This window comes from Ancylobacter terrae (genome assembly GCF_045108345.1).
GTDB lineage: Bacteria > Pseudomonadota > Alphaproteobacteria > Rhizobiales > Xanthobacteraceae > Ancylobacter.
Genome location: NZ_JBJGXH010000001.1, coordinates 2,231,436 through 2,256,871 on the forward strand (window position 1 = coordinate 2,231,436; position 25,436 = coordinate 2,256,871).

At 67.5% G+C, this 25,436-nt stretch carries 24 protein-coding genes and 1 tRNA gene; 10 read left to right on the top strand and 15 right to left on the bottom strand.

Annotation, left to right across the window (positions count from 1 at the left end):
- The first annotated feature begins 29 nt into the window (after positions 1–29).
- Genes ACEUEL_RS10715 through ACEUEL_RS10745 form a run of 7 tightly spaced genes read left to right on the top strand, consistent with a single transcriptional unit; the run spans position 30 to position 2,566 of the window.
- Positions 30–263 (top strand): helix-turn-helix transcriptional regulator, encoded by a 234-nt coding sequence (locus ACEUEL_RS10715; protein WP_405704626.1) that lies wholly within the window; start codon positions 30–32, stop codon positions 261–263.
- Positions 260–568 carry a hypothetical protein gene (locus tag ACEUEL_RS10720; protein WP_405704629.1) on the top strand — a complete coding sequence of 103 codons (309 nt, stop codon included), beginning with the start codon at positions 260–262 and terminating at the stop codon, positions 566–568. The genes ACEUEL_RS10715 and ACEUEL_RS10720 overlap by 4 nt, the downstream gene beginning before the upstream one ends.
- On the top strand, positions 565–828 hold the full coding sequence (locus ACEUEL_RS10725; protein WP_405704631.1) for a hypothetical protein: 264 nt from the start codon (positions 565–567) through the stop codon (positions 826–828). Before ACEUEL_RS10720 ends, ACEUEL_RS10725 begins: the two co-directional genes overlap by 4 nt.
- Complete coding sequence (locus tag ACEUEL_RS10730) at positions 825–1,550, top strand: helix-turn-helix domain-containing protein (protein WP_405704636.1); 726 nt, start codon at positions 825–827, stop codon at positions 1,548–1,550. The genes ACEUEL_RS10725 and ACEUEL_RS10730 overlap by 4 nt, the downstream gene beginning before the upstream one ends.
- Entirely contained in the window at positions 1,543–1,836 is a 294-nt protein-coding gene (locus ACEUEL_RS10735; protein ID WP_405704639.1) for a hypothetical protein, read from the top strand. The genes ACEUEL_RS10730 and ACEUEL_RS10735 overlap by 8 nt, the downstream gene beginning before the upstream one ends.
- The gene (locus ACEUEL_RS10740; protein WP_405704642.1) at positions 1,833–2,117 is read left to right on the top strand and encodes a hypothetical protein; all 285 of its coding nucleotides are present in this window, start codon (positions 1,833–1,835) and stop codon (positions 2,115–2,117) included. The genes ACEUEL_RS10735 and ACEUEL_RS10740 overlap by 4 nt, the downstream gene beginning before the upstream one ends.
- A complete protein-coding gene (locus ACEUEL_RS10745) occupies positions 2,114–2,566 on the top strand; it encodes a hypothetical protein (protein WP_405704644.1) in 453 nt (150 codons plus the stop codon). The genes ACEUEL_RS10740 and ACEUEL_RS10745 overlap by 4 nt, the downstream gene beginning before the upstream one ends.
- Before the next feature lie 208 nt (positions 2,567–2,774).
- Here ACEUEL_RS10745 and ACEUEL_RS10750 read toward each other — a convergent pair whose 3' ends face one another.
- From ACEUEL_RS10750 to ACEUEL_RS10800, 11 genes are all read right to left on the bottom strand, one after another.
- Positions 2,775–3,707, bottom strand: a complete 933-nt coding sequence (locus ACEUEL_RS10750; protein WP_405704647.1) for a phage late control D family protein — start codon at positions 3,705–3,707, stop codon at positions 2,775–2,777.
- A 73-nt stretch (positions 3,708–3,780) separates the two neighbouring features.
- On the bottom strand, positions 3,781–6,249 hold the full coding sequence (locus ACEUEL_RS10755) for a phage tail tape measure protein (RefSeq protein ID WP_405704650.1): 2,469 nt from the start codon (positions 6,247–6,249) through the stop codon (positions 3,781–3,783).
- Positions 6,250–6,433: 184 nt separating this feature from the next.
- Positions 6,434–6,820, bottom strand: coding sequence for a phage tail assembly protein (locus tag ACEUEL_RS10760; RefSeq protein WP_405704653.1), 387 nt, complete (start codon positions 6,818–6,820; stop codon positions 6,434–6,436).
- Positions 6,821–6,828: 8 nt separating this feature from the next.
- A complete protein-coding gene (locus ACEUEL_RS10765; protein WP_405704655.1) occupies positions 6,829–8,628 on the bottom strand; it encodes a phage terminase large subunit family protein in 1,800 nt (599 codons plus the stop codon).
- Complete coding sequence (locus ACEUEL_RS10770; protein WP_405704658.1) at positions 8,609–9,061, bottom strand: hypothetical protein; 453 nt, start codon at positions 9,059–9,061, stop codon at positions 8,609–8,611. The genes ACEUEL_RS10765 and ACEUEL_RS10770 overlap by 20 nt, the downstream gene beginning before the upstream one ends.
- A 120-nt stretch (positions 9,062–9,181) precedes the next feature.
- The gene (locus ACEUEL_RS10775; RefSeq protein WP_405704660.1) at positions 9,182–9,745 is read right to left on the bottom strand and encodes a hypothetical protein; all 564 of its coding nucleotides are present in this window, start codon (positions 9,743–9,745) and stop codon (positions 9,182–9,184) included.
- 2 nt (positions 9,746–9,747) lie between these two features.
- The gene (locus tag ACEUEL_RS10780) at positions 9,748–10,083 is read right to left on the bottom strand and encodes a DUF2190 family protein (RefSeq protein ID WP_405704663.1); all 336 of its coding nucleotides are present in this window, start codon (positions 10,081–10,083) and stop codon (positions 9,748–9,750) included.
- The gene (locus ACEUEL_RS10785; protein WP_405704666.1) at positions 10,080–10,298 is read right to left on the bottom strand and encodes a phage head-tail joining protein; all 219 of its coding nucleotides are present in this window, start codon (positions 10,296–10,298) and stop codon (positions 10,080–10,082) included. The genes ACEUEL_RS10780 and ACEUEL_RS10785 overlap by 4 nt, the downstream gene beginning before the upstream one ends.
- Before the next feature lie 2 nt (positions 10,299–10,300).
- Complete coding sequence (locus ACEUEL_RS10790; RefSeq protein WP_405704668.1) at positions 10,301–12,190, bottom strand: prohead protease/major capsid protein fusion protein; 1,890 nt, start codon at positions 12,188–12,190, stop codon at positions 10,301–10,303.
- Positions 12,102–13,448 carry a phage portal protein gene (locus tag ACEUEL_RS10795; protein WP_405704670.1) on the bottom strand — a complete coding sequence of 449 codons (1,347 nt, stop codon included), beginning with the start codon at positions 13,446–13,448 and terminating at the stop codon, positions 12,102–12,104. Before ACEUEL_RS10795 ends, ACEUEL_RS10790 begins: the two co-directional genes overlap by 89 nt.
- Positions 13,449–13,511: 63 nt before the next feature.
- Positions 13,512–13,991, bottom strand: a complete 480-nt coding sequence (locus tag ACEUEL_RS10800) for a hypothetical protein (RefSeq protein ID WP_405704672.1) — start codon at positions 13,989–13,991, stop codon at positions 13,512–13,514.
- Between the two features lie 274 nt (positions 13,992–14,265).
- Between ACEUEL_RS10800 and ACEUEL_RS10805 the strand changes: the two genes are divergently transcribed.
- Positions 14,266–14,652 (top strand): hypothetical protein, encoded by a 387-nt coding sequence (locus ACEUEL_RS10805; RefSeq protein WP_405704675.1) that lies wholly within the window; start codon positions 14,266–14,268, stop codon positions 14,650–14,652.
- A gap of 125 nt (positions 14,653–14,777) precedes the next feature.
- Entirely contained in the window at positions 14,778–15,509 is a 732-nt protein-coding gene (locus ACEUEL_RS10810; protein ID WP_405704678.1) for a sce7726 family protein, read from the top strand.
- Position 15,510: 1 nt separating this feature from the next.
- Here ACEUEL_RS10810 and ACEUEL_RS10815 read toward each other — a convergent pair whose 3' ends face one another.
- Both ACEUEL_RS10815 and ACEUEL_RS10820 read right to left on the bottom strand, forming a co-directional pair.
- Positions 15,511–16,554 (bottom strand): beta family protein, encoded by a 1,044-nt coding sequence (locus ACEUEL_RS10815; protein WP_405704681.1) that lies wholly within the window; start codon positions 16,552–16,554, stop codon positions 15,511–15,513.
- 599 nt (positions 16,555–17,153) lie between these two features.
- Positions 17,154–17,227: transfer RNA gene (locus ACEUEL_RS10820), tRNA-Gln, on the bottom strand.
- A 457-nt stretch (positions 17,228–17,684) separates the two neighbouring features.
- Here ACEUEL_RS10820 and ACEUEL_RS10825 point away from each other — a divergent pair.
- Complete coding sequence (locus ACEUEL_RS10825) at positions 17,685–17,891, top strand: DUF1127 domain-containing protein (protein WP_405704683.1); 207 nt, start codon at positions 17,685–17,687, stop codon at positions 17,889–17,891.
- Positions 17,892–17,962: 71 nt separating this feature from the next.
- On the opposite strand, the gene pbpC is transcribed toward ACEUEL_RS10825, so the two are convergent.
- Together pbpC and ACEUEL_RS10835 are read right to left on the bottom strand one after the other, a co-directional pair.
- Positions 17,963–20,032 carry a penicillin-binding protein 1C gene (gene pbpC / locus ACEUEL_RS10830; protein WP_405704686.1) on the bottom strand — a complete coding sequence of 690 codons (2,070 nt, stop codon included), beginning with the start codon at positions 20,030–20,032 and terminating at the stop codon, positions 17,963–17,965.
- The gene (locus ACEUEL_RS10835; RefSeq protein ID WP_405704688.1) at positions 20,029–25,308 is read right to left on the bottom strand and encodes an alpha-2-macroglobulin family protein; all 5,280 of its coding nucleotides are present in this window, start codon (positions 25,306–25,308) and stop codon (positions 20,029–20,031) included. Before ACEUEL_RS10835 ends, pbpC begins: the two co-directional genes overlap by 4 nt.
- Positions 25,309–25,436 lie beyond the last annotated feature (128 nt).

Consider the following 25,436-nt stretch of genomic DNA (forward strand, 5'->3'; position numbering starts at 1 on the left):
TCCTCTCGGACATCGAGAGCGATTGAGCGATGAGCGAAGAGACCAAATCGAAGCGGTACTTGACCGAAGCACAGGTACGTACCCGCTACGGCGAGCCTCACCGGACGACCTTGTGGCGCTGGTGCAATGATCATGAAACCGCCTTCCCTGCCCCTGCCCTCCGCATCAACGGGCGGTCGCTCTGGGATGAGGCCGATCTGGACAGATACGATGCGTCTGCGCGCCTGAACCCTGCCCGCAAGTTCGGGGAGGCCGCGCGATGATCACACGACGCACCCTTATCGCTGGCGCCGCGTCCGTCGCGCCGCTCGCCGCGCTTCCAGCCATCCCGTTGGCAGCAGCCAGCCCGGAGCGTGCGCCGCCGACGCTCGACGAGCTGCGCCGATACTACGCGTTTTTGTGGAGCGAATTCAGAAGCGTGGCTGACGAGTTGGGCGTGGATATGCACGACGCGGACGTGTTCCAACTCGGTGGCGGCAAGGATGCAGTCCAGCAGATGACGGGCGACAGCCTGCCCTCAACGCGCGCCAGGGTGGTGATGCGGGCAGCTCAGAGGGCGACCGCATGAGCGAGGCGGCCGACGACTACAGCTTCGTCCTCGCCGAACTCGGCGAGGGCTGGCGGGTCATCCTCCGTCCGGTAGGCGCGCGCTACCTCCTCCAGCGGCGGTGCGGCAGCGGTGCCGCGCCGTGGCGGGAGGACGCGCATAGCTGGTCGCGCCGCGGCCTGGTCCGGGCAATCACGATGCGCGGCCTTGATGTACCCAAGACCGTGAGGCGGCTTCCAGCGCTTGCTCGCGATGCACGGACCCGCGAGGTGTCGGTATGAGCGCCGCCCTTCGCAAGCTCCTCGCGTCCCTCTCTCAGGCGGATAGGGACGCAGCGCTCAGCAACCGCTGGGGCGATGGCGATCGCCTCGCTGCCCGCTGCGGCATCGACTTCGGTGAGCTGCGAGCCTTGCTCAGCGATACCCGCCCGCAGGCGCCGGCCGATCGGTTCAAGTGGCTCGCCGCCATTGCTGGGTGCCGGGCACTGTCCGAACGCGGCTTGCGCGTAGCGATAGTGCTTTTCCAGCACATGGGAAGCACCGGCTACGTCTGGCCATCCCAGAAGGCTATCGCCCGCGCCGCCGGCATCGATGAGCGCCACGTCCGCCGCGAGCTTCATCACCTCCACCGCATCGGCGCCATCCGTCGCCTCCGGGGCGTGGACGCTCCGCGCGAGGTGACGAGCGTCATTCTTCGACCCGCGAAGGAGGGCGGAAGTGGCCGCACGGCGAGGGCAAATTGCTATGCCGTGATCGCCCCGGACGACTGGTGTGGGGTTTCGGATACAGGGCCGAATTGGCCCTCCAATAACAGGGCCGATTTGGCCCTCCATAACTATAAGATGGAACCCAAAGGTGCTTCGCACCAGGATTCTATCATCTCTTCTGGTTCTAGTTCTGAAACCTCTCCACCAAGCTCAACTGTTGGCGTTACACTCGACGGTATGGTTCAGGACGAATTCTGTTGTGCAGAACCCCGCGCGCGGGAGGCCAACCATGGGTGATCTTCGTTCGTTTCCGGGCACTCTGCGGCACAAGGCCAACCTGCTCGCTGTCGATCTGCAGCCGCGCCAGGGTTCCGTGCGACTGCGCCTCGCGCACCAAGAGGCCGGACGGGTCCGCGAAGCGGCCCTGAGCTCGGGGTTCGCCCGCTGGGAAGCGATCAAGCTCGAGGACGACTTCCTCGAGGCTGTGCGCCTCCGGCTGGTCCAGCTCGACACCCTCGCCGGTGAGGCCGTCGTCACCCGAAACGTTTTCAGCCTACCGCGCCGCGATGGAGCCGCAGCATGACGATCCACGAAGATCTGTCACCTCCCGAAGGAGAAACGACCGTCGCCGTCGTTGCTTGCGATGAGACGGCCGTCGAGCTTCTCATGCCGACCGGACACCGCCTCAACGTCCAGCTTGCCACGCCGCGCCAACGCTACGCTGTCATCCAGCACCAGGCCGGGACCAAAGCGATCATCGTCGCGGCGCTGTGCGACACGCATGATGAGGCCACGGTCAGGTTTTACGACCTCCTCGAAGACCGCGGCCTCGTGACGGCCGCCGAGCGGGGGCCAAAGCCATGAGCACCGATCCCATCATCCTCGAACGCCGCACCCTTGTCGGGCTGACCTGGCGCGGCCGGACGGGTGAGCCCGTCCATGAGCACATCGACGGATCGCCAACATTCGTCGTCCATCGCGCTGGCCGCACGCTCGAGCTCGGACCGAGCTACGAACTCGCGCGGGAGAGCGCCGCTCGCCAGGCGCGGGACTGGGGCTGCGAGTTCATCGACCTCATCGCGGAGTCGGCGCCGTTCCCCGACAGTGCCTCGCCATGGTTCACCGAGCAGCCGAGCGCCCCGCCGCTATCCTTCGTGCAGACCCTGCGTGCCGTGCCGTCGGCCGCCGCTCGGCTCCGCGAGCCGCTGGCGCGGGCGGCGGAGGCAGCGCGCCAGCTTTTCGGTCCCCATCCCCGCCAGGCGTCAGAACCCGGCCCTCTGCTTCGCCTCCTGCAACGGGACGCCGGCGACTAGCATTTGCAGAAAGTCGGCATGCCGCTGCGCCGATGTCCGGTCGGCCGGCGGCGTCTTCCGGTTGAGCCCGAGCCGGCGGATCCGCCGGAAGATGGAGTTGGGGGCCAAGCCCAACTCCCGCCCCATCTCCCGGATTGAAGCGCCGTCCGCATGCATCGACCGCAGCAGGCCGTCGCGCGCCGGCGTCCAGGTGCTCTCCGCCATCCGCCTATTCCTCCCCGGAGGGCGTCTCGCAGGACAGCGAGGTCGTGTAGGGCCCGCTGGCGGAGAAGTTGTGCGTGACGGTCGCGACCCGCCAGAGCCCGTCCACGCCCGGCCGGACGCCGCTCACAGCTGCGTAGGCTTCCGCCTGGGCGAAGGGGGAACCGTCGATTTCGAAGCTGGCGGTGCCTTGCAGGCGCCGAAGGTCCTTCGCCTGGGCCTTTGCCGCGCGCTTCGCATCGTCCCGGTTCTGGAACGGGTAACGCAGGCTGAAACGCGGCCCGTCGAGGCCGGTGGATTCGGACTCGGTTTTCACCTCGTTGGCGTCCCGGTCGTACCAGCTCGCGTCGACCTCTTCGTGCTTCGCTTCGTCTCGAAGCGAGACCGAGTAGCCAATCAGGTTGACGCCGGGCCGCACCGGGATCTGGTCGAGGGCGCTGCCGCTGGCGCTCTGGCCGGCGCCTTCCATGACCACGATCAAGTGCCCGGCCTTGACCGTCACGGCGGCGCCGAGCTTCTCCGCGATGCGCTCGAGGAACTCGATGGAGCTTTCGTCGGACTGCGCCTCGTAGTGGTTGGCTTCCGATTTCAGCTCCGGCGCCATGCGGAGGGTGAGCCCAACGCCCTTGGCGATGTCGTCGAAGACGTCGCCATAGGTTGGAAACTTGTCCGGTGGAAAGCCCTTGCGGTTCCGCTGCTTCGCCAGCGACAGAGCGTCGACCGACTTCGCGCTGATAGAGATGCGCTGCGGCCACCCCTCATAGGTCACGGTGTCGACCACGAAGGTGCCGAAGTCACGGAGCTCCACATCTGCATAGCCTCCGACCGGCCTGAGGACGGCCCCGGTGCGCGGCGCGATCACGGAGGCATCGGCATCGTCAATGTCGATCTGCAGCGTGTCCGCCTGTAGCCCGGCAACGTCGGTGATCGTCATCGACATGAGGCCAGCGCCGGTGAGGTTGGCGGTAACGTCCTTGCCGTCGGCAGAAATCGTGAATGTGGGAACAGGCATCTCATTTCATCCCATATAGCGAGGACGCGAAGGCGGTCTCGGATTGGCGGCGGAGCTGGCGATTGAGCGTCGAGCCGAGCTCGTCTGCCACCTTCCGTGATGCCTCGCGGGCGATGCGCTCGACGTCCTTCAGGCCGTTCACCTTCATGTTGAGGGCGACTGAGACGGGGGCGTTGATGATCACGCTGGCGCCGACAGGCGCGGAGGCTGCTGCTGGCAATGGTCGTGCCGCCTCTCGATAGGCGCGGTTCGGGAGGATCTGCCCGTTCTGGCTCGGGCTGAAGAGCTCCGGCCCTTCTTCGCCGACGGGATAGATCGTGCCCTTGCGGACGGGTCCGCCCGTCGCCCGACCTGGTCCGATGGCGAGGCCGCTGGTGCTGTCCCGGTTGAGCCCTGTCGGTCCCCACCGGCCTGCCGAGCGATTGTTGCTGCCGGCCGCCGGTGCGGGAGCCGGGCCGCCGCCGCTCATCCACGACGGCATGGACGGCCATTTGATGAGGCTTCCGATGTCGATGCTGCCGATCGCGGCGAGGATCTTGGCCGGAAGCTCCCGGAACCACGCAAGCAGGTCACCGAGCATGGACTGCATGCCGTCGATCATGCTGGTGATCGCGCTCGTGCCGACGCTCGCCAGGTCCAGCGTCCAGCCCCGCACCTGCGCCTGAACGTCCTGCCACCATTTCCCGACCGCCGATGCGTCGAGCGAATCGGAGAACGACTTCCACGCCTTGGCGCTCTCATTGCTGGCGGCGAGGCGCTGTTCGGCCGTGCGCTGAAGATCCGCGATGACTTCGGGAATGAAGGAGAGCAGCGTGCCGCCGGCCATCATCGCGCGCATGCCGTTGGCGATGGCACGGCCGGCACGGGTGCCGTAGGCGACGAAGCCGGTCACCGGCGCGCTGGCGGCCGCCGACGACATGCCGGCGATCATGCGGTCGCTAGCCTGACGAGCGGCGCCCATCCCGCGCACCATGGCGGCGGAGGCGTTCTGCGCCGCGCGACCGGACCGCTCCATGTTCTGCGAGGCGCGGGAGAAGCCGGCCATGGCCGCCGGAATGGCGACCTCCGCCTTCCGGCCCCACGAGAGTAGCCCCGCAAGCGGCCGCAGGATCTTCGCGCCGGCAAGCCCGACCGTCAGCAGCCCGCCGGCGAGCCCGCCGAACACGAACCGTGCCCCGGCGACGGCAATGCGCAATCCCACGAGCCCGGCCGTAGTGCCGACGATGCCGGCCGTCACGTTCGGGAAGCGCTCGCTCAGGCTGCCGATGGCGTTGATCATCGGCACCAGCTTGTCGGTGATGGTGGTCAACGTCGGCAACAGCGCGTTGCCGAGCGCGATGTTGAGGTTTTCGACCGAGCCGAGAAAGCGGTCGACCTTCGCCCCGGCGGTCTGCATGCGGCGCAGGAAGTCCGCCTCCACCTCGCCGCTGGCCTTGATCGCCTCATCGCGGATCTTGCGATAGCGCTCCATGTCGGCCAGCAGGGCGAGAATACCGAGCTGCGCCTGGCGATCCTCGAAAAGGTCGCCGATCTTGACGCCCTTCTTCTTCAGCGCCTTCTGCGTGAGCTCCGCCATCGCCTCGATCGGCGACTTGCCGGCCGCGACCGCCTTGTCGAACTCCTTGCGGAAGTTGATGCCGACCTTGGCGAAGGCTTTCTGCGTCGCCGGCGTCGAGGCCTTCTGCAGCACGTTTATGAGGTTCGTCGCCGCTTCTTCGGCGTTGCCCGCGCCCTGGCGGACCACCTGCAGCGCCGCGGCGAGGTCTGCCGCGCCCTTCACGCCCTTGACGCCGAGATTGGCGGCCATGGCCGTGATGCTCGGGAAGTACCGGGCCATATCGCGAAGCTCGAAGGCGCCGGCCTTGCCGGAAGAGGCCATCGCGTCGAAGGCCTTAATCACCTCCGCCGCCGGCACTTTCAGGTTCGCGAACACCGCCTGTCCCGCCCGGGCGATGTCATCCGAGGCGGCGCGGTACGCGGTGGCGACCTTGTTGATGGCTGGCATCATGTCGAGCGCGGCGCGGACGTTGTCGGCGTCGGTGGCGCCGCCGAGCCCGAGGCCCAGCAGTGCATCGAAGGTACCGGCGGTTTCCTGTCCTGCCCGACCGGTGGCCTTGGCGATTGCGCGGATCTGATCGCCGAGCCGGTCGAGCGCCTGGCCGGAGAGGCTGGCCTTCTGGCCGATATCCTCGAGCGTGGTGCCGAAGCGCAGGCCGGCGCCGATCGGCGCGCCGAGCGCCCGCTGAAGCGCCCATGCGTATGCAACGGCGTCGACCATCCGGCCGCGCATTGCGTCCATGCGCTTCGCGTTGGCGTCGAGCGCGGCGGACAGGCGGCCGGCGAGCGTGCCGTCGACCGCGCGTGCCGCCGTGCCGATGCCGCGAATAGACGAGGATGCCTTTCGAGCGGGCCCCGTGACCCGGTCGATCAGACTGACGATCAGGCTCGAAGATTCAACGCCGCCTGCCATTTCCGCACCTCATTGAAAATGTGCCCGGCTTCGGCGTGCCAAGCGACAAGCTGGCGCCACCGCATGCGCGTCACTGCGTCGACCGGGGTGTTCAGCACATGAGATATTTCGGCACCCATGCTGCGCCAGCGGCCGAAGCCGCGTTGCCAGGCAGGAACCGTCCATCCGTGCCAGCGACCGACGATCAGTCCAAAGGGCCGGGCGCCTCGGTGAGTGCAGCGCCCCCGAGAGACTGGACGATGCGCTCGAAATCACTCCGGCGCAGCTTGCGCACCACGTCGATCGGGATTTCCGCGAAGAGGGAAATCATCAGGAAGGTGAGCTTCGGTTCCGGCGTGTCGCGCGCCGCGTCCTGGATCTGCTCCAGCACGCCGACGACGGGATTGCTGACGTCGATCTGGGTGTAGGTGATGCCGTCGTGCGTGACCGGAAATTCGAGAGTAACAGGGCCGGCGTTCACCACGGGGCGAACGGCCGGCTCGGCCTCCCGGATGCTTGCCGAAGCGGGCTGCTGCCCTGCCTCGATGGCGGCAATCTCCGCCGGTGTCAGTGCTTTGGTCACGATGTCCATGTCGTCTCCTATCGGTTGCGGTCCATCCAGCTCGACCGGATGACCTGAGGGGTGCGTGGCACTGGCGGGGTGCCGCGGAGTTCGTCTTCGCGGGTGTCGAAGGTGATCGGGACGCCGCGCCGGGCGGCGAAGGCGTAGACCAAGCAGTCGAGCGTCTCGGCGCGGGCGCCGGGGATGCGCTCGAAGCGGCGCACCGGCCGGCCGCGGATGAACCGGACGACCCGGCGTTCGGAGGCGAGTTGGGCGAAGTAGGAGGACTCGAGGTCGACGGAGAAGCGGATGAGCGCGCCGCGCTTCAGCCGGTCGAAGATCAGGCTCTTGAGACCGTCCACGCCGATCAGGAAGAGCCGCCCGCCCTTCACCTTGCTCGCGGACACCTTGATCGCCTCGCGGGCGCCCCACATGCCCTTGCCGGCCCAAATGCGGCGGGCGAGGCGCGGGAAACAAAACGCATAGACACGGTCCGTCCAATCGCCGTCGCCGGAGTCGACCACGGCCGCGTCGACCTTCAGCATCCCGCCGTGCGGGTGCTGCCACCGGGTGCGCAACAGCGCGTCGAGCTCCGCCCAAGTCGTGTCATCGTCGGGCGAGCCCCAGATAATCACGTGACCGAGCACGAGCGCCGCATCATCTCGGGTCCAGCCGACGATGCTTGCCTCGAGGCGATCGTCCTGCACGTCGACGCCGACGGTGACGATGAGCACCTCCGCCGGGATGGCGTTCAACCCGAACGGCTCGACCCGGCCGGCGAGCGCGGATTCGTCGACGTCGTCGGCGCCGTCGCTCCAGCCCTCCGCGAGATAGGTATTCACGAAGACACGGCGCCGCTCGGCGTCGGCATGGACGACCAGCCACTCAGCCGCGAGGATGCTCCATGAGGCTTTCGCCATGAGGGACACCAGCGCATTGAGCCGGAAGCCGGCATGGCCGCGCACCTGCGGCGCCGTCGCGCGCCAAGCGCCGGCCGCCACCATGGCCGGCTTGTCCCGCTCATCGATGATGCAGCCCGAATCCGGGCACACGGCATAAGCGTCATCGGAACGGTGGCTACCGTCCTCGTTCTTCGGCCACCGGATGTCCTTCCACATCATCTCGAAGCGGTGACCGCAATGGGGGCACGGCACCTCGAAGACGCGTCGATCGCTCTCCCCATAGGCCTTCAGCACGTTCGACGTGTCGGTGTCCGTCGGCGTCGAGCCAATCACGATCTTGCGGTTCGGGAAGGAGAGCGTGCGCTTTTCCGCCAGGTCGATCGGCGAGCCTTCCGCGCCCGACCGCATGGCGTCGGCTTCATCTACGATGAGCACCCGCACATTATGGGAACGCAGGTTCCTCGGCGACTTGGCGGCGACGAAGCGAAGCGAGCCGCCCGGGAAGCGGCGGGCATCCAGCGTGTTGCGGCCCGACTCGGTGTTATCTTCGGAGAGCAGCCCGGCGAGCGATGGCGACGCCGCGAAAATAGGCTCGATGTCGTCGACGACGTAGCGGCGGAAATCACCCTCGGTAGGCAGGACGGCGAGGATCGGCGCCGGTTCGTTGGCGACGTAGGACGCGATGGCGCCGGTCAACACCGTCGTGAAGCCAACGCGAACCGGCTTGACGATCGTGACTCGCTCGATTGCCGGATCACCGATGGCGTCCGCAATGCCTCGCTGGAACGGCCAAAGGCGCACCGGCCCGGACTGCGCCGAGATGCTGGCCGGCAGGAAGACGTTCTGTTCGATCCACGTCGAGAGAGACAGGCGCGGCGGCGGAATGAGGTTCCGCAGCGCCGCGCGGCGGGCTAGTTCAAGCGGGTGCGCCGTCATTGCCCAACTCGTCGAGCGCCTGGCGCAACTCGGCGTCGATGACGTCGACGTCGTGCGGCTTGAGGAACGGGAGCCCTTGCTGCACCCGCGATGGCACAGCGAGCACCCGTGCCCGAAGGCGCCGGAAGATCCCGGACCACTCGGCGGTGACGGCGGCAGCGGAAACCATCTCGCCGAGCATCGCGGCGCGCTTCATTTCTGCCTGATCGGCAAGCGCCTTTGTCAGGCGTGCCTTTTTCACCGTGAGCCCGGCCTGCGCATCGCCGCCGCGCCCGGCCGCCTGTTCACGAAGGTGAGCGCAATAGGTGGCCACCGACGCGGCGAGGTCATACCGGCCGCGCGCTGAGACCCGCACTACGAGCCCCCGGGCCGCCAGTTCCCGCACCGTGCGCGGGGCGACGCCGAGCACCCGGGCGAGCTCATCGGCCGTCACCGGCGCCCCCAACGGCGGCGGAGCCCCCTTAGGCGGAGCTGCAGCGAGCGAAACCTCGCGCTGCAGCGCCCCGCGGCACATAGACGCCGGGAAGGCCCCGCTCGCGGCCTTGGCCATCGGTCAGACGCCCGCCTCGAGGCGCCGCTTGACCTCCCGCATGATCCGGGGCCCGAGCGTGCCGATGTCCTGCTGCCACGCGATGAGAGGGGCGCCGTCATGGCGGACCATCTCGCGGGCGAGGTTCGGGCCGAACAGCTTGTGCAGCGGCAGCCGGCCCTTGCCAGCACGGACGAAGACGTGCCCGCCGAGCGAGGGGATGGGCACACGGTTGCCGATGCGCCCGCCCATCATGAAGGCGCCCGTGAAGAGGCGGCGCTTGGCCCATGGAGAGGCGGACGTGCCGCTCCGCACCTCGCGGGGCTTGAACTCCTTGAGGGACATCCACCCGTCCTTGGCATCGACCTGAAAGGTCAGCACCGTGGCACTGGCCTTGCGGGGAGTGACGACCTGGCTGACGCGGCCATAGCCAGCGCCCGTGTAGGTGGCGAGCTCGCGTCGAACCGTGGTCACTGTCGGCGCCATGAAGCGGTTGAGCGTCTGCGCCAGCAGCTTCGCGTCGGCGCCTTCGACCCGCACCGCCAGCCGCCCGACGCTTTCCGCGCCCGTGATCCGCACCGTTGCCATGGTCAGACGCTCACACCATTCAGGCGCACGTCGACGGTGGCGCTGGGATTGGCGGCCGCCGCGACCGCCACACCCACCAGCGTGTTCCCCGATGCGGTCTTGTTCACGACCTTGGCGGCGTTGTCCCAGTAGACCTTGTCGCCGACACTGATCGCGAGGGCGCTGGTCTTGGCGATGGCGAACACGCCGATCAGGGCAAGCTCGACGGTCTCGCCCTCCGCCGCGTCGCCGCTGGCGATGCCGAAGATGCCGCCGACAAGAACGCCCTGGCCAGAGGTGACGCCGCCCGACGGAGCGGCAATCGGGGTGGTGTTCCCCGAACGCTTGAAGTTCTTCATGACCAGCCTCGGTTCATCGTGATGGTGTGGAACTTGATCCCCGGCCGTCCTTCGGCCGCGGCGATCTGGGATTCGAGGTCGCGGATAGCCGCGGCCATCTCGGTGTCGGACTTGTATTCAACCGTCCTGTCCCGGAACTCGGCGCGCCGCACGCCCGACGCGCGGGCTTCCCGGAGCGCGTCGAGCCATTCCCTGAGCGTGGCGATGTCCGCCATCGTCAGGCGCCGGGGTTCTTGTAGAGGCCGCGGAAATCGATCGCACCCTTGCCGAGATGCACCCAAGCGGTGACCTTCACTCCGCGGGTGTCGAAGTCGATCTCGGTGAAGATCTGCGGCCCCTCATTGCCGGCCACATAGCCGTAAACGACACTCGGCACGCGCGCTGGGTCAGCCATGACGTACCAGGTGTTCCCTGTGATGTTCGCGTCGATGATGAGCTCCATCATCCCGGACCACGGATTCACGTCGGAGGTCTTGGCCGGCGAGATGGTGGTGAGAAGCTGGCGCGCCTCGAGCTCCTTGGCAGAGCCGCAGACGAGGAAACGCGGCACGATGTTGAGCTTCAGCCCGTCGAGCCCCTTCTGCTCCCGGAGGGCGGCAACTGCGGCGGCCACGGTCGTGGCATTGATCGCGCCGCCAGAGGCGGCAAGATTGCCGCGGCTGGCGTGGAACAGGGCGACGCCGTCCCGCAACGCCGCGTTGGCGGACAGCACGCCATAGACCCAGTCGTTCTCATTCTGGGCGGCCCGCATAGCGATCATGCCCGAGAAGTCCGAGAGCGCCGACAGATCGTCGTTAACAAGAGCCTTGTACCCGATGGGAATGCCGGTGGTGTAGCTCTCGCCGGTGATTGTCTCCAGGTTCTCGCTGATCGAGCCGTACTGCACCTCGCCATTCTCGCCGACGGGTTTGAAGCCCGGGAAGTCCCCCAAGCGGAGGAACTTGTGTTCCTTGAAGTCCTTGAGCGAGCGGCGCGCGGCCCACTGGCGATAGGTGGGGGCGGCGGCCTCATATTGCGGCAACAGCGACTTGTTGGCGGCGTCGGCCAGCAGCAGCGGGAAGTCGCTGGTGGAATGCGCGCCGACGGCACGCTCCATCAGGGCGCTCTGATCGTGCAGACTTACCTTGTCGCCGCGGGCGTGCGCCAGCGCCCCGACCATGTCGAGCGCGCGATAGCCACGGAACTCGACCGCGCGGCCCTCGAGCCTCACCGCGCCGTTCGCCAGGCGGTGTGCGAGGGCGTCCGCCATGGCGGAGCGGATCGCCTCCGGGTCGGTGTGGTCCTGCCCGACGCTGGCACGCACGGTGCGGATCGGCGCCGGCGAGCGGGTGCGCATGGCTTCGAAGGCCGCGGCGCGGGCGGCGTCCGCCGTGGCGTTCGCATCGATCTGTGAATCGATCCATGCCTGATCGAGCTCGGCGAGGCCCGCGATGGAGCGGATTTCCGTGTTGACCGCGGCGCGGGTCTCGGGGACCTGCGGGGTGATGATCGGCGGGGTGGTCGGGGACGGAGGAGTGACGACGGGATCGGGCATGGGATTCTCGCTTCGGATGGTAGCGCCGGGATCGGCGGCGACGGGGACGATGGAGAGTTCGGCCGGCGCCCATCGCGCCGCCGTCTTGATGCGCTTGCCCCCCTCTGTGCTCTCGCGCCACTCCGCGACGCCGTAGCCGACGCTGACGCCCCGGAGGTGCCCGTCGAGCACGTCCTGCACGACGGTCTCCACATCGGGGCGGCGAGAGAGCTTGATGATGGCGCGGGCTTCGGTCGGGCTGACCGTCCACGCCTTGACGACATGACCGAGCACGTCGGTGACGTCGCCGCGCTTGTGCGCATTGAGGACAGGGGCGCCGATGAAAGGCGTCCAGTCCTGATGGAGGTCCAGCCGCTCGACATAGGCGCCGCGGGCGTCCAGGCGCTCCACGCCGGCGCCGGTGGAGAACACCACCTCGAGGGTGCGTTCCTCCGGCTTCCAGCTCGACGCGGACAGCGGCGCGCGCCGGACCAGCAATTCAGGTTCAGGCATCTTCGGGTTCCTTCGGGACGGAGGCCGGCGCCGCGCGCGGCACGAACGTGTCGGCGGCGATCTCGGCATCCAGCTCGGCAAGGTCCCGCCCGCGCTTCGCCACCAGCTCGGCGCGTGAGGTCAGGCCGGCGTTCAGCGCGAGGATGTCCGCGGCGGTTTCCTTCTGCGGATCGATCGGCAGCCAGGCCGGCCACGAGATAATCGGCTCGAGCGTGGCGGCGAGGCTCGCCGGGATCCGGCCGTGCATGGCCTCATAGGCCAGCCATTTGCGCCAGAGCGGGCGGATGAGCTGGGCTTCGATCAGCGTCCGGCGCAGCACGTCGACGCGCTTGCGGAACTCGCCAAAGCCCGCCCGCATGGAGCTGTAATTGACCTGGCTGAGGTCCCCGGTGACCAATTCGAACGGGAGACCCACGCCTGCGGCGACGGCGCGGAGCGTCTCGCGTCGGGTGGCGTCCGCGCCATTCAGGACCGGCGGGTCCGTGAACTTCACGTCCACGCCCTCCGGCATCTCCAGGATCGTGCCGGGCGACATGCCAGCCGGCGGTGCGACGGCGTCGGCTGGCTGGCCGCTGGTATTGGTCATGACGCCGCAGAACAGCGCCGCCGTCTTCGCGACCGCCAGCACGGAGGTTTGCAGGTCGGTCAGCTCGGCAAGCTGAGTCGCCACCGGCGTCAGCCACGACAACTCCCGCACCTGACCCGGTACGTCCCGGCGGTAGACGTGCAGCACCTCGCCGGCCTCGACCCGCTGCGGCTGCAGCAGATAGGCCAGTAGCACGTCGGTGGCGGGCCGGACCCAATACGCCGCCGGGCGGCCGCGCGCGTCCATCTCGACGCCGGAGATGATGTTGCCGCCGGCGCCGGCCGGGCGGGTGAGACTGGCATCGACCTGTTCGGGAGCGATCGAGCGCAGCACCAGCTCGCCGGTCTCATCCGCTTCCATGACGAGTAAGGCTTCGCCGCTCGCCACGATGCCGCGCCCGACGCGCGAGAGGATGCCGCCGAAGTCGTCGCGGCCTTCCGCGTCGCAACGATCCCACCAACGGGACCACGACTCGCCGACGCGCTGGCGCAGCGCGGGATCGTCGGTGCGCGGGACGATGGAGGGTCCATCGCTCACCAGGTTGGCGGCCCAGCGGTCGACGATGGCCGCGGCGGTGGCGTCGTTGATCGCCAACCATGCGGCCCGGTCCGCGGCGAGCTGGCGTCGCAGGTTCACCTCTTGCGCAGGCGCACGGAGGGTCTTGCCGTTCCAGCGGGGACCATTGGCGCCGGCCTCGATCGTGGTGGAGCGCAAAGGAAAAGCCGCCCGGAGGCGGCTGAGCAGAGATGCCATTGGTGTCCCGAAGCGCAGTCCTAGCGACTACATCGGCGAATCTACGGGAAAGCCGGAAAAGTATCAATATTGCTGATGTAGATCGCTTGACGCATTGGATCTGCCGATGCGGTCGGCTCGGTTGAGCGCGTCGGCGATGGTGTCGAAGGCTTCGCGCAGGTGCCGCTTCAGTGTCGGGTAAGAGGCGGCGTCGGTGGTGGCGATATCGCGGAAGGGGATGCGTCCGGCACGGGCGCGGCACCAGAGCTGCAGCGCGCGGCGGTGCCGTTCCCACCGGACCAGCCCGAGCCATGCCAGGGCTTCCTCCGCGTCCTGTATCTCATCCGCCGTGGCGCCGATGCGCCAGGCGTTTCGGCGGCCGGCATGGTCGTGGAGCGTCTCGCGTTGCCACCAGATGTCTCGACTGTCGGGGCGGACCTCCGGCCATGCCGAGCGTATGCCTTGCGGACCCGGGCGGGAGACGGTGCTTTCCGTGAGAGCGATCGCCGCGGCAAGCCGATCCTTGACCACCCCGTGCGTCCACTGCGACCTGACCTGTAGCATGTCGGCGCCTCGCAATTGGATAGGATCAATCGCGAGATTCTAGCGCATTGCATCGGGAAATGTTATTCATTCGTTACCGAAGCGTTCACGCTTCTTCCGCTTCGGCGGCGGGACGATCGCATCGTAATCGTCCGCAAACCCGGCGCCCGTCTTCCTCGGGCCCGCGGGGCAGGCGATGGGGACATCGCCATCCGAGCCGGGAAAACGGCCGGCCGCCTTGGACCCCTGACTGCGGGCAGGGAGTGAGGGCGGCCTCACCCTTCGGGAGCCCGCCATGTCGATCTTCGACCGCCTTGACCGCATGACGAGCCAGGCCATCGACCGGGTCTACTCGAGCGCCTTCACCTGCACGCCGATGGTATCCGCGCCGAACGGCCGATCGAGCCCCGATCCCGACCGCGAGGCATGGGACGGCGCCGGCATCCTCACCGAGAACCCGGTCGATGCACCGATCGACGTCGGCGCCCGCAACCGGAGCAATGACCTCCGCACGCTGGTGAAGGGCCACGGCTTCGACCTGTCGGTCGACCGCGTGCGCTATCCCGGCGCCGACACCGTGCGCCAGCGGGACCGCTTCACCATCGGCGAGCGGACATTCGATGTGGTCGACGTCCGGCGGGACGGGTTGAGTCGGGTGGTGTTCGGAGTTGCCGAGCGGTAGAGGCCTCCGATACTAACCGGGCGCAGCGGCAGCTGGGCGCGGGGCATCAGGCTGGTGGCGGCCCCCGCTGAAACAGCTTAAATATTGGTGAATGATTGGAAGCGATAATGGGCCGATAGGGCCGTATGATGCTAAGAGAACCGCACATAAAAGCCGCCGTCATTGATGCCCTATTTAAGGAGGGCTTCGTCGATGATGACGCCGTGCTGATCAGTGAATTACCCGTGGCAGGGTGGTCTCGCCGCGCGGATTTGGTGCTTGCCAACGGCAGATTGATCGCATTTGAGATCAAATCACAGGCGGACAGCCTTCAACGCCTGGAAGCGCAGGTTAAAGCCTATCAGGGGGTGATGGAGGGAGTGACCGTGGTTGCCGACCCCCGTCATGCCCACGAGATCCTTAAGGCTGCAGATTCTACGGTTGGCGTTTTTCAGATCGAGGCTGGCTCGGACGGCGCGGCACAAATTACCCTCCTGCGCAAACCACATATTCGTCCACTATCCTTGGAAGCCTCCATCAAGCACATGCTCGCAGCGGATCTGAAGCGCCTTGTTCGCGCGAATGGCGAGCCTGCCACAACTTCTGACAGGCACTCGCTCGAAATATTGGCCCGAAACCTTCCTGTTCTTAACGTCCGAAAGGCAGCAATTGCAGCGCTTAAACAGAGATATTTGCGTTACCATGCCCGCTTTCTCTCAGAGCGAGTTCACACATCAAGCTTAATTGCCCTCAAATATTTACGCAGACCAAGCTGGCAATCCGCGGCTACCGCTTCCCACACCAAGACAATAAATGACGCATCGTTCCATATAGTGGATCTTCGAAATATCAAAATCACGCCCCGCAAAATCGAGTGATTTATCCAAATACACTTTCGTCGCCATTTTCCGAAAAATGTATTTGCTGCCATAAGTGCAAGTTGACGCGGACAGCTATCCACGGACCGGGCTGCCCCATACCCGCTATATTTCCGCTTGATGCGTCTTTTATTTTTACCGCACCCCATACATGCTGCTCTGGGAGAGATGCATCCCAATCGGGCAGATCAACAATCTGTTCCGCGCAGCGAATGAAACCTCGCTGGTCAGCGCGGGCGCGACGGAAAATCCATGCGGTCGGCAAGGAATAGTCGACACGAGGCACAAACCTAGATTGCATGGGTTCGAACGGCTCGGGGTGTATCGACGCGTGGTCCCCGTAAATTGCGATCTGATCCCCTCCAATCAAGGCGTGCAATGTACGCTCCTCGATTTCCAAGGTCGTACCAGAATCGCTATATGCAGCAGCGGATCGAGGATAGCTCGACCCCATAACCACAATACGGGTCGCCGGATCGACACCACGCAATGTATTGATCGCTGTGGCCACCTCCAACGAAACGGCAGCTAACCTTGAGCGGATGTAGCCGAAATCAAGAACAACCAGAACATTTCCGGTAGAGTCGACAGCACTGAGGATCGCACTAAGCCGGGAAAGATCTGCGATAGGAGACTGTGTGCGGACTACGACCTTCCCGAAGCTTTGTTCCATCCTCGTTACTTGCTGAACAACCGACCGAAGCGGTGCGTCTGTTGGTAGGAGCGCAGTAGGAACAGCACCGTTTCGTTCCTGTATGAAGCGCCGCCACGGCTCGAACCCATTGGTATGATCGGCGAGAGTTGCAGCATCCGCGCAAGCTAGCAGCGGATGCAGTTCGAGATCGATGATGTATGGGCGACCCTCGGTACTAGCCTCAACAATTCCGGCGACGGCTTCCACTCCAACCGTTCGGTGATGTCGAGTCAACCGGAAGAGCGGCAATAGCGCGTCTTTGTCTAAACCTCCCAACTCCTTATATCCTCGCAACTCCCACATCCGGGCACGCAGAGATGGATAATATTTGAATGCATCAAAGTCGGCCATTCTAAGCCTCTCGATCGGCTTCTGCTTCCGTAGTAGGAATATTCCTCGGGCGAATTGACGGCATTACCATAGTCACTGAGATAAATTTATTGAGAGAGTCGGAATTCTTTTGTGCGATTGAGCGCCACTCTTCAATCTCCGATTTGTACTCTAAAAGACCCTCTTGCGCCTCTTTGGTTCGACGATCAGCCCGCCGGACTATAACAAGCAGAGGAACGACCAATGCCCATCCTGCCCCCGCTATTAAGGCAAGCAGAACATCGAAGCGAGCGCCGACCCAAGTGCCGATTCCGACAATCGTGCCCACAGCGCCGCATGCGATTAGACCAGTCTCGACCCAACGATCCTCGGAACGCACCGTCCCCACCGATTCGCTACCCTGTGTAATCATTCTTCAGAGGCGCAACTTTTCAATCAAATTTGGGGGTTCGCTCGCCAGCCCGCATCGGACAAAAAGGACGGCAAAAGACCATCAGGCGCCCGTATCAAGTACGGCGACCAAGGGGACCCGCCCCGCGGATTCGTGACACGGGATGTGACACGGCGCGAGTAAGCCCGTGACACGCTATAAAATTTGCTTGTTTTCAGAGGCGTTAGGTTGGCTGGGGGACCAGGATTCGAACCTGGACTAACGGAGTCAGAGTCCGCAGTTCTACCGTTAAACTATCCCCCAACGAAGCCCTTGATATTCAAGGCCTTTTGGTATCCAGCCACAACAGGGCAAAGCGCGCTGTAGAGCGGGCGGCAGATGCGGGGTCTATAGCGCCTCGCCTTTGCGCGGTCTACCCTAAATTTCGGGGATGGTGAGCATCGTCACGGCCGTCCCCATCCGGCGCCAGCCACGATCATGGAATGCCCCTGCGGAACTGCAAAGGCAGGACACCACACCTGCGCCTGGTACATGGCTTATACATCGGCGCACACCGACATTCGAGCCATTGAGCGCTAAAATCAATGATATCTCATTGTTATTCATGACATTAGGCGCGAATTCGCGTCGCCACGCTCCATAACGGCCGGACGCAGGGAATGCACGACCGCGTCCAACGCAACGCTGCTATGCAGCAAAACTCTTGTTGCGACGCACAAGGCTACCTAATTTCCTGGCATACCAAATTCAGGAGGCTCCCATGAGCACCGTGTCCGTCACCCACCGTACCTCCCCCGACCTGTTCGCCCGCGTCGTCGAGACCGTGGCCGCCTTCTTCGAGGCTGTCGGCGAGGGGCGTCGCATCGCCCAGCGCTATGAGGCGCTGTCGCGCCTGTCCGACGTTGCGCTGAAGCGTCGGGGCCTGACCCGCGACCAGATCGCCCGCGCCGCGATCCAGGGCCGCTGATCCTATCGCTCTTCCCGGCTCCGTGACGCTCGCGTCCGGAGTCGGGGAGCGGTCATCGACAACGGTGCCTCTCAGCGCAGGCGCAGATTGACGCTGTCGCTTGCGCCGGTGTCATCGACGACCGTCAGCCTGACAAACCCGGCTCCTTCCGCTTGCCACGCCAGAACCGTTCCGGTCATCGGTTGGCCCAGCGGCATGCCGTTGACAAGGATGCTGACGCGCCCGCTCGCGCCCGCAACCTTCACGGTCAGCGGATCGTCGGGGATGCGTTCCAGCGTTGCGCCATCGGGCGGAAACGCAATCCGCAGCGTCGTGTCTGCCGTGGCACCCGGGTCCCGACCAAAATGGCGAAGCGGAGGCGGCAGCCTCTGGTAAGTCGTCACAAGCGCGTCCGGAGGCGCCGCCGGCAAAGGTGCCGGGCGGGTCGCGATCCGGGCGAAGGCATCGAACAGCAGCGGTGCCGCGGCGGTGCGGCCGATCATTCCGGGTACCGGTTGCCCGTCGGGGCGACCAATCCAGACGGAAATGGTGCGGCGGCCGTCAAAGCCGACGGCCCAGGCATCGCGATAGCCGAACGACGTGCCCGTCTTGAAGGCGATCCGACCGCCCGCCGCGTTGCGCGGCGGCGGTGTGCCGATGAGGACCTGGCCCAGATGCCATGCGGCAGCGGGGCTCAGCAGGCGCGCCCACCGATGCGGCGCCGTGGCGGCGTCGTCGAGCCGCGTGGCAAGCGGCTTCGCGTCGCCCCCCCGCGCGATCGCCGCATACAGGCCGGCGAGATCCTCCAGGCTTACACCAACGCCGCCGAGACCGACGGCGAGTCCGGGCACCTCTCCGGGCGGGAGGATCAGACGCGTTCCCGCCTCCCCCAGGCGGCTCGCCAGACGTTGCGGGCCGACGGCCTGCAGCAGAGCGACGGCGGGCACGTTGAGCGAGAGCTGCAGCGCCCGCTTGACCGGCACAGTGCCTTGGAATTCCAGATCGAAGTTCTCGGGCGCATAGGCGCCGAACCGGGTCGGACGATCGTCGATCAGCGTTTCGGGATGCGCGATGCCGTCCTCGAAGGCGAGCCCGTAGATGAACGGCTTCAGGGTCGAGCCCGGCGAGCGGATGGCGCGTGTGAGATCAACCGAGCCGGCCCGCTCGCGATCCGCCGGATCGGCGCCGCTGATCCGGGCGAGGACATCGCCGCTCGCATTGTCGACGACGAGCATCGCGAGCGAGACGCCGCTCCCCAGACCGCCAACCCGTTCGCGCGCCAGCGTTTCAAGCGACAGCTGGGTTCCCCGATCGATGGTGAGGCGCTGCTGTGCCGCCGCAGGTCGGTTGCGACGCGCGGCCTCGGCGGCATGAGCGGCGATCATGGGCATGGCCACGCGACGGGCGGCGACCGGCGTCGCGCGGGCGAGATCGGCTTCGGTGCCGCCGAAGATGCCCAGATCGGCGATGCGGGCGATGACGCGATCGCGCGCGCGCCCGGCGGCGATGGCATCGCGGTCCGGGCGGCGGGCCTCGGGCGACTGCGGCAGGGCAACCAGCAGCGCCGCCTCGGCGAGCGTCAAGCGCCTGGGTTCCTTGCCGAAATAGGCGAGACTGGCGGCACGGACGCCCTCGATATTGCCGCCATAGGGAGCGAGGGTGAGGTACAGCGCGAGGATCTCGTCCTTGGACAGGCGCGCCTCGAGCTGGATGGCGCGGCGAATTTCCCGCAGTTTCGCGCCCATCGTGCGACCGCCGCGCGGCTCGAGGAGGCGGGCCACCTGCATCGTCAGCGTCGAGCCACCGGAGACGACCCGCCCGTTCCACACGAGTTGAAACGCTGCGCGAACAAGGGCTTGCGGGTCGACGCCGGGGTGGTCGCGGAAGCGGCGGTCCTCATAGGCGATCAGCATCGCGACGAGGCGGCGGTCGATCTTCGACAGGTCCGCCGAAAGCCGCCAGCGCCCGTCCGGTAAAGCGAACGGCCGCAGCAGCTGACCGTCGCGATCGAGCACCTCCGGCGAGAGCGCGATCACGGGCGCCGGCGGCGCCGCGGCGCGCACGCCGGCGATCCAGGCCTGCGTCCCGCCGGCCAGAATCGCCAGTCCTGTCAAGGTGATGGCGGCAGCCCGCGCGAGCGGGCCGCCGGGACCGGGCCTCACCGGGCCGCTCCCGTCACTTCCATCGCGCCGGCGGCGGTGCGGCCGAAGCGATCGGGACGGTACATGTCCTCGATGGTCGCCGGCGGGTGCGCATAGCGCCCCGGCGAGACCGCCCGCACGATGTAGGCGACGCGCAAACTCCCAGCTTCTTCAGCATCTTGCGTGAGATCGACGGCGGCGACGAAGCGGTCGTCGCGGAACTCGGCATGGTCGACTTCGGTGACGTCCTCCAGCCAGGCGAGCGCGCCGGTGTCGCCGCCCGAGACGAGGTTCGGATTATCGATCTCGAAGCCCGCCGGCAGATGGTCGACCAGCAGCAGGCGGGTCGGCGCGGCCTCGTCCTCCTCGGCGTCGAGAACGACGACAAGACGCTGATTCTGCGTGACTTTCACGGGGTCGAACGGCTTGCCGTCCAGCGTGAAATAGCTGCGCTTGATGCTCAGCCCCTTGGACGCCGCCGGCTCGGGCGCGACCGGCGAACCGTCGATCGAAACCGTCACATCGATGGGTGTCTGGCCCTGGTTGGTCAGTACGATGGGGTTGGTGGTCAGTGCAGTGCGATCGAAGGTGCGCTTGTACACGCCCTCATGCGGCTGGCCGTCGACGGTGAGCCCCATCCCGCTCGCCACGCCCGCCGCGCGGGCGGCCAGCAGCATCCAGGCGTCCTCCTGTGTCGAGGTCCGCGACTGCAGCGCCGCCGCGGTGGCGGCCCGCTCGCGGGCGGTGAGCGCGGTGTTCGGGAAGCCGGCTTCGGCGGCGAGGGTCGCGACACCGGCGGCGTCGCGGAGCATCGATCCGAAATCGGCGCGGCCGAGCGTGTCGCGCTCCATGGTCGCGGGAAGCTGGTCGAGCGCGGCCTTGAACACCCGCTCGGCTCTCCCCTTGTCGCCGAGCATGGCGAGCGCCGCGGCGATCTGGCCGCGGGCGAAGGGCGTCGCCACGTCCTCGAGCTTGGCGTCGGCGACATAGCGCAGGTCGCCGAGCGGGGCGCGCCCGTTCCGCGCCAGCACATAGACCGCGTAGGCGTCGGCGTTGCTGGTGGGACCGTCGTTCTGGCTGGAGATGGCGACACCGTTGCGCAGCCGGTCCAGCGCCTGCGAGAAGGTGAGGTCCGGCACCTTGTAGCCGGCCTCCCGCGCGCGGGTGAGGAAGTCGGTGACATAGGCATCCAGCCAGAGGTCGCTGCCCCCCTCGCCCCACAGGCCGAAGGAGCCGTCCGAGCCCTGCCGCGATACCACGCGGGCGATGGTCTCGTTGATGCGCTCCGCCGGCTTGGTGCCGAGATCGACCTGCGCCTGCGAGGCCAATTCGCTCAGATACAGCATCGGCAGGGATCGGCTGGTGAGCTGTTCCGAGCAGCTGTAGGGGTAGCGGTCGAGCGCCAGCAGCAGGCCGGGCACGTCGATGGCCGAGGGCGGCGCGGCGAGCACCGCGACCATCCCCGTGCCGGGCACGAGATCGGCGAAGAGGTCGTCGCTCAGCGTGAGGCTTTCGCCGGGATTGAGCGTGCGCACGCTGCGCCGGATGATCTCCGGATAGGCGGGTCGGACGCGCAGATTGTAGTCGCGGCGGATGGCGAGTCCGCCGGGGCCGGCGACGCGCACGGAGATGCGCGAATCGCCCAGCCCCTTGCCGTCGAGCGGCACGATCACGCTCTGGCGCGCGCCGGTGGCGAGCGTGACGGTCTTCGGCGCCGTGCCGAAGCCGACCGGCCCCTCGCCGACGAGGTCGAGGCTGTAGTCGCCGGCCTCGCCGTCGACATTGGTGAGGTCGAGCCGCAGCGTCGAGCGGTCGCCGGCCGCGAGGAAGCGCGGCAGGGTGGCGGTGATGACGACCGGATCGCGGATGGTCACGTCGGCCTGGGCGTGGCCGACACGGTTGGCCGACCAGGCCACCGCCATCAGCCGGCCGGTGCCGTCGAAGGGCGGCACGGCGAAATCGATGGTCGCCTTGCCGTCGGCGCCGACCTTGACGACGCCCGAGAACAGCGCCAGCGGCGGCTGGGTCGGCGGCTCGGCCTTCATGCCGCCCTCCCCGGCGTCGCCGCCCGAGCGCAGCCGGCCGCGCGTGCCGGCCATGCCGTCGATGAGCTGGCCATAGAGGTCGCGCAGCTCGGTCGCCAGCATGCGCTGGCCGAGATAATGGTCGTCGGGATCGGGCGCCTCGAAGCCGGTGAGGTTGAGGATGCCGACATCGACGAGGGCGAGCGTCACATAGGCCTCGTCGCCGGCGGAAAGACCCGCCAGCGTCACCGGCACCGAGAGCGTCGTCTCGGGCCGGATCTGCGCCGGCGGCTCCAGCTTCACGCCGAGCGTGCGGGCGGCGCGGTCGACCGAGAACCAGGCGAGGCCGATGGCCCGGCCAGGATTGCGGCCGGCGGCGACGTCGAGCGGCCGGTGCATCAGGGCGAGCGCATAGGCGCCCGGGCCCCATTTCTCGGTGACCTCGAAGGTGACCTTCGAATCGCCCGCCGGGATGTCCAGCGTCTTCGAGGCCAGCACGCCGTCGCCGACGATCAACACGGTGGCGGAGCCGGCGGCGCGGCTGGCGAGGTTCACGGTGAGCGTGTCGCCGGGATTGTAGCCCGGCTTGTCGAGCGCGACCTCCAGCCGGTCCGGCGTTTCGGCGGTGGCGTCACCGCCCCAGCCAGCCTCGAAGGGCACGGCGGTGGAGACGCCGCCGGCCGTGACCTCGAGCCGGTAGCGGCCCCATTGCACCGGCGCCTCGATGCGGCCGGGCTGGTCGGTGCCGAGCGCGAGGGTGCCGTCGGCGACCTTGCGAGTGGTGGTGACGGGTTCGTAGTCCCAGGCGCCGTCCATGCGGTACCACTGGTAGCGGCGCTCGACCCGGAACAGCTCCCACTTCACGTCGCCATTGGCGATGCGGGCGCCCTTCGGGTCGACCATGATCGCCTCGAAGGCGGCGTTGGCGCCCTCGGCGAGATCGCGGCCCTTGAACAGGGGGCGCACGCCGATGCCGTTGCCGGTCGCGGCGACGGGCAGCGTCAGGGTGCGCTCGACCGCGCGCCCTCCCCCCTCGGCGAGGCGGACCACGACGTCGAGCTGGAGCGGACGCTGGGTGGCGGGAAGCGGGGGCAGCGCGATCTTCAGTGCCGCCTTGCCGTCCGCCGCGGTCACCGGGCTGTCCGCCAGCGGGGTCAGCACGTTGGTGAAGCCGTCATCGGGACGCCCGAAGCGCCAGCCGGCAAAGCCGGGACGCTCGGAGGCGACGCGCAATTCGGTCTCGCCCTCGATATAGAGGCCGGCGGCTGGCGGGCCGAACAGCCAGCGGCCGGCGGCGGTGACCGTGACGGGGGCGGCGGCGCCGATCTCGGGCGCGCCGGCGGAGAGCTCGAGCGCGAGGCGCTCTGGCACGTAGTCCTCGACGAGGAAGGTCGCCTCGCCCACCGCGTCGCCCTTGGGGTCGACATAGGCGGCGAGCCGCCAGGTGCCGCGCATGGAGCCTTCCGCGATCGGCAGGTCGACGGCGCGCCCGCCGGCGCCGGCGTCATTGGCGAAGACACGGCGGTCCTCGACGCCGTCCGGACGGCGCAGCACGATGGTCAGCGGCACGCCGGGCGCGGCGCGGGCCTGCGGGTCGCGCAGCAGGGCGGTGACATGGACGGTCTCGCCGGTGCGGTAGACGCCGCGCTCGGGGGTGACGAAGGCGTCGAAGCCGGTCGGGGCGGCGCGGCCGCCGACGCCGCGGTCGGTGAGATCGAAGGCCTGGTCGCGCAGGGAGAGGAAGGCGTAGTCGCCCTCGGCGGACTTCGCGACGATCACGGCGGGGGCGAGCCCCTCCTTGCCGCGGGTGAGCGCTGCGTCGAAGCCGGCGCGGCCCTCGGCGTCGGTCTTGGTGGACGCCAGCACCTCGTTGGAGTTGGCGAGGAGGCGCACCTCGACATCGCCGAGCGGCTTCGCGCTGCCGAGGCCGCGCACCAGCACGTGCAGGCCGTCAGAGCCCGATAGCGCGGTGAGGCCGAGATCGGAGACGACGAACCACTGGGTGGCGCGCGCCTCGTAGTCTTCCGTCTCCTGCAGGCCGCCGGTGGGGGCGGCGGTGAGGACGTAGACGCCGGGCTGCAGCGTACCGATCGCCTCGTCGACCGGGAAGGAGGTGACGACCTCGGCGTTCAGCGTGCTCAGCGTCTCCAGCTTGCCCTCGAACACCTTCTCGGCGCGGCCGTCGATCAGCTTCTGGCGGTCGTACCCGTCGAGGCTGCGGCGGAAATCGCCGTCGAGCGCGGAGGGAATCAGGCTGCGGTCGCCGATGCGGAAGAGCTCGACCGCGACGAGGTTGGTGTTGACCGAGACGACCGGGATGCCGCGCGGGCCGGTGCGGGGCAGCACATAGGTGCGGCCGGTGAAGCGGACGGCCGGGTTGCGGTCGCGGACATAGACGGAGATGTCGGTCGCCTTCTGCAGCTTCTCGGCCGGGACGACCGAGGGCAGGCCGGCGCGCACGGTGATGTCGTAGCGCTCGCCATGCTTCAGCCCCTCGACGCAGAGCTGGCTGTCCTCGACCGTGACCGCCGGCTTGTCCTGCCCGACGACGCTGACGAAGGCGGCGAAATCGACCTTGCCGGGGGCGAGGTCCTCGGAGAACTGCACGCAGACGCGGGGATTGGCCGAATCCGAATCGACGGAATAGTCGTAGACGCGGAAGCCCTTCTCCGCCCGCAGCTTGTCGTACCAGGCGCGTTCGGCCGGCACATCGCGCAGGTCGAGCGCGAGCTTCTGGGTGTCGAGCGCAGCGCGCCAGAGCGAGCGCTCGCTATAGAGATGGGCGAGGAAGAACAGCGCGTCCGCCTCCTCCGCCCTCGTCGTCGCACGCCGATAGGCGATGAAGCCGGCGGCGCCGGCGCGGTCGAGGAAGGTGTAGCTGTCCTCGTCCTGGTTCGGCTTGATCTGGGTGAGCGACCGCCCCAGCCGCAGCCACAGGCCGTAATCACCCGGTGCGGCGACGACGAGCTGGCCGTAGAGATCGGCGGCGGTGCGGGCGTCGCCCTTGGCGAGCGCGGCCTCCGCCTCCTTGCGCAGCTGCGCCACCGGCTTGGCCGAGGGCTTCTGGGTGCGGCGCAGCTGAGTCTCGAACTTGCGGGCGGATTCGACGAGATCGGCGCGGGCATAGGTCTTCGGCCCGGCGGGAACGGCGGGCGCGGCCGGGGCCGGTGCGGCCGTCGCCGGCCGGGGCTGCGGCGTCTGCGCCAGGGCTCCGGAGGCGAGGAACGCGGCCGCCGCCGCCCCCATCAACGCGCGCGAGAAACGAGACGTCATGACTGCCCTCCACCATTCGCCGGCGGGTATAGCACAGCAAGCTGAACGCCGGCTGACAGGCACCGGGCCTGCGGTCGAGACCGAGAAACCACACCGCGCGGGAATGACGATCACGCGCCATTGAATAG

Bases quoted from the DNA above. Each gene is read 5' to 3' on its own strand.
- ACEUEL_RS10715 (WP_405704626.1), top strand. From the start codon at position 30: ATGAGCGAAGAGACCAAATCGAAGCGGTACTTGACCGAAGCACAGGTA.
- ACEUEL_RS10720 (WP_405704629.1), top strand. From the start codon at position 260: ATGATCACACGACGCACCCTTATCGCTGGCGCCGCGTCCGTCGCGCCG.
- ACEUEL_RS10725 (WP_405704631.1), top strand. From the start codon at position 565: ATGAGCGAGGCGGCCGACGACTACAGCTTCGTCCTCGCCGAACTCGGC.
- ACEUEL_RS10730 (WP_405704636.1), top strand. From the start codon at position 825: ATGAGCGCCGCCCTTCGCAAGCTCCTCGCGTCCCTCTCTCAGGCGGAT.
- ACEUEL_RS10735 (WP_405704639.1), top strand. From the start codon at position 1,543: ATGGGTGATCTTCGTTCGTTTCCGGGCACTCTGCGGCACAAGGCCAAC.
- ACEUEL_RS10740 (WP_405704642.1), top strand. From the start codon at position 1,833: ATGACGATCCACGAAGATCTGTCACCTCCCGAAGGAGAAACGACCGTC.
- ACEUEL_RS10745 (WP_405704644.1), top strand. From the start codon at position 2,114: ATGAGCACCGATCCCATCATCCTCGAACGCCGCACCCTTGTCGGGCTG.
- ACEUEL_RS10750 (WP_405704647.1), bottom strand. From the start codon at position 3,707: ATGTCGATGACGATCACCGACGTTGCCGGGCTACAGGCGGACACGCTG.
- ACEUEL_RS10755 (WP_405704650.1), bottom strand. From the start codon at position 6,249: ATGGCAGGCGGCGTTGAATCTTCGAGCCTGATCGTCAGTCTGATCGAC.
- ACEUEL_RS10760 (WP_405704653.1), bottom strand. From the start codon at position 6,820: ATGGACATCGTGACCAAAGCACTGACACCGGCGGAGATTGCCGCCATC.
- ACEUEL_RS10765 (WP_405704655.1), bottom strand. From the start codon at position 8,628: ATGACGGCGCACCCGCTTGAACTAGCCCGCCGCGCGGCGCTGCGGAAC.
- ACEUEL_RS10775 (WP_405704660.1), bottom strand. From the start codon at position 9,745: ATGGCAACGGTGCGGATCACGGGCGCGGAAAGCGTCGGGCGGCTGGCG.
- ACEUEL_RS10780 (WP_405704663.1), bottom strand. From the start codon at position 10,083: ATGAAGAACTTCAAGCGTTCGGGGAACACCACCCCGATTGCCGCTCCG.
- ACEUEL_RS10785 (WP_405704666.1), bottom strand. From the start codon at position 10,298: ATGGCGGACATCGCCACGCTCAGGGAATGGCTCGACGCGCTCCGGGAA.
- ACEUEL_RS10795 (WP_405704670.1), bottom strand. From the start codon at position 13,448: ATGGCATCTCTGCTCAGCCGCCTCCGGGCGGCTTTTCCTTTGCGCTCC.
- ACEUEL_RS10800 (WP_405704672.1), bottom strand. From the start codon at position 13,991: ATGCTACAGGTCAGGTCGCAGTGGACGCACGGGGTGGTCAAGGATCGG.
- ACEUEL_RS10805 (WP_405704675.1), top strand. From the start codon at position 14,266: ATGTCGATCTTCGACCGCCTTGACCGCATGACGAGCCAGGCCATCGAC.
- ACEUEL_RS10810 (WP_405704678.1), top strand. From the start codon at position 14,778: ATGATGCTAAGAGAACCGCACATAAAAGCCGCCGTCATTGATGCCCTA.
- ACEUEL_RS10815 (WP_405704681.1), bottom strand. From the start codon at position 16,554: ATGGCCGACTTTGATGCATTCAAATATTATCCATCTCTGCGTGCCCGG.
- ACEUEL_RS10825 (WP_405704683.1), top strand. From the start codon at position 17,685: ATGAGCACCGTGTCCGTCACCCACCGTACCTCCCCCGACCTGTTCGCC.
- ACEUEL_RS10835 (WP_405704688.1), bottom strand. From the start codon at position 25,308: ATGACGTCTCGTTTCTCGCGCGCGTTGATGGGGGCGGCGGCGGCCGCG.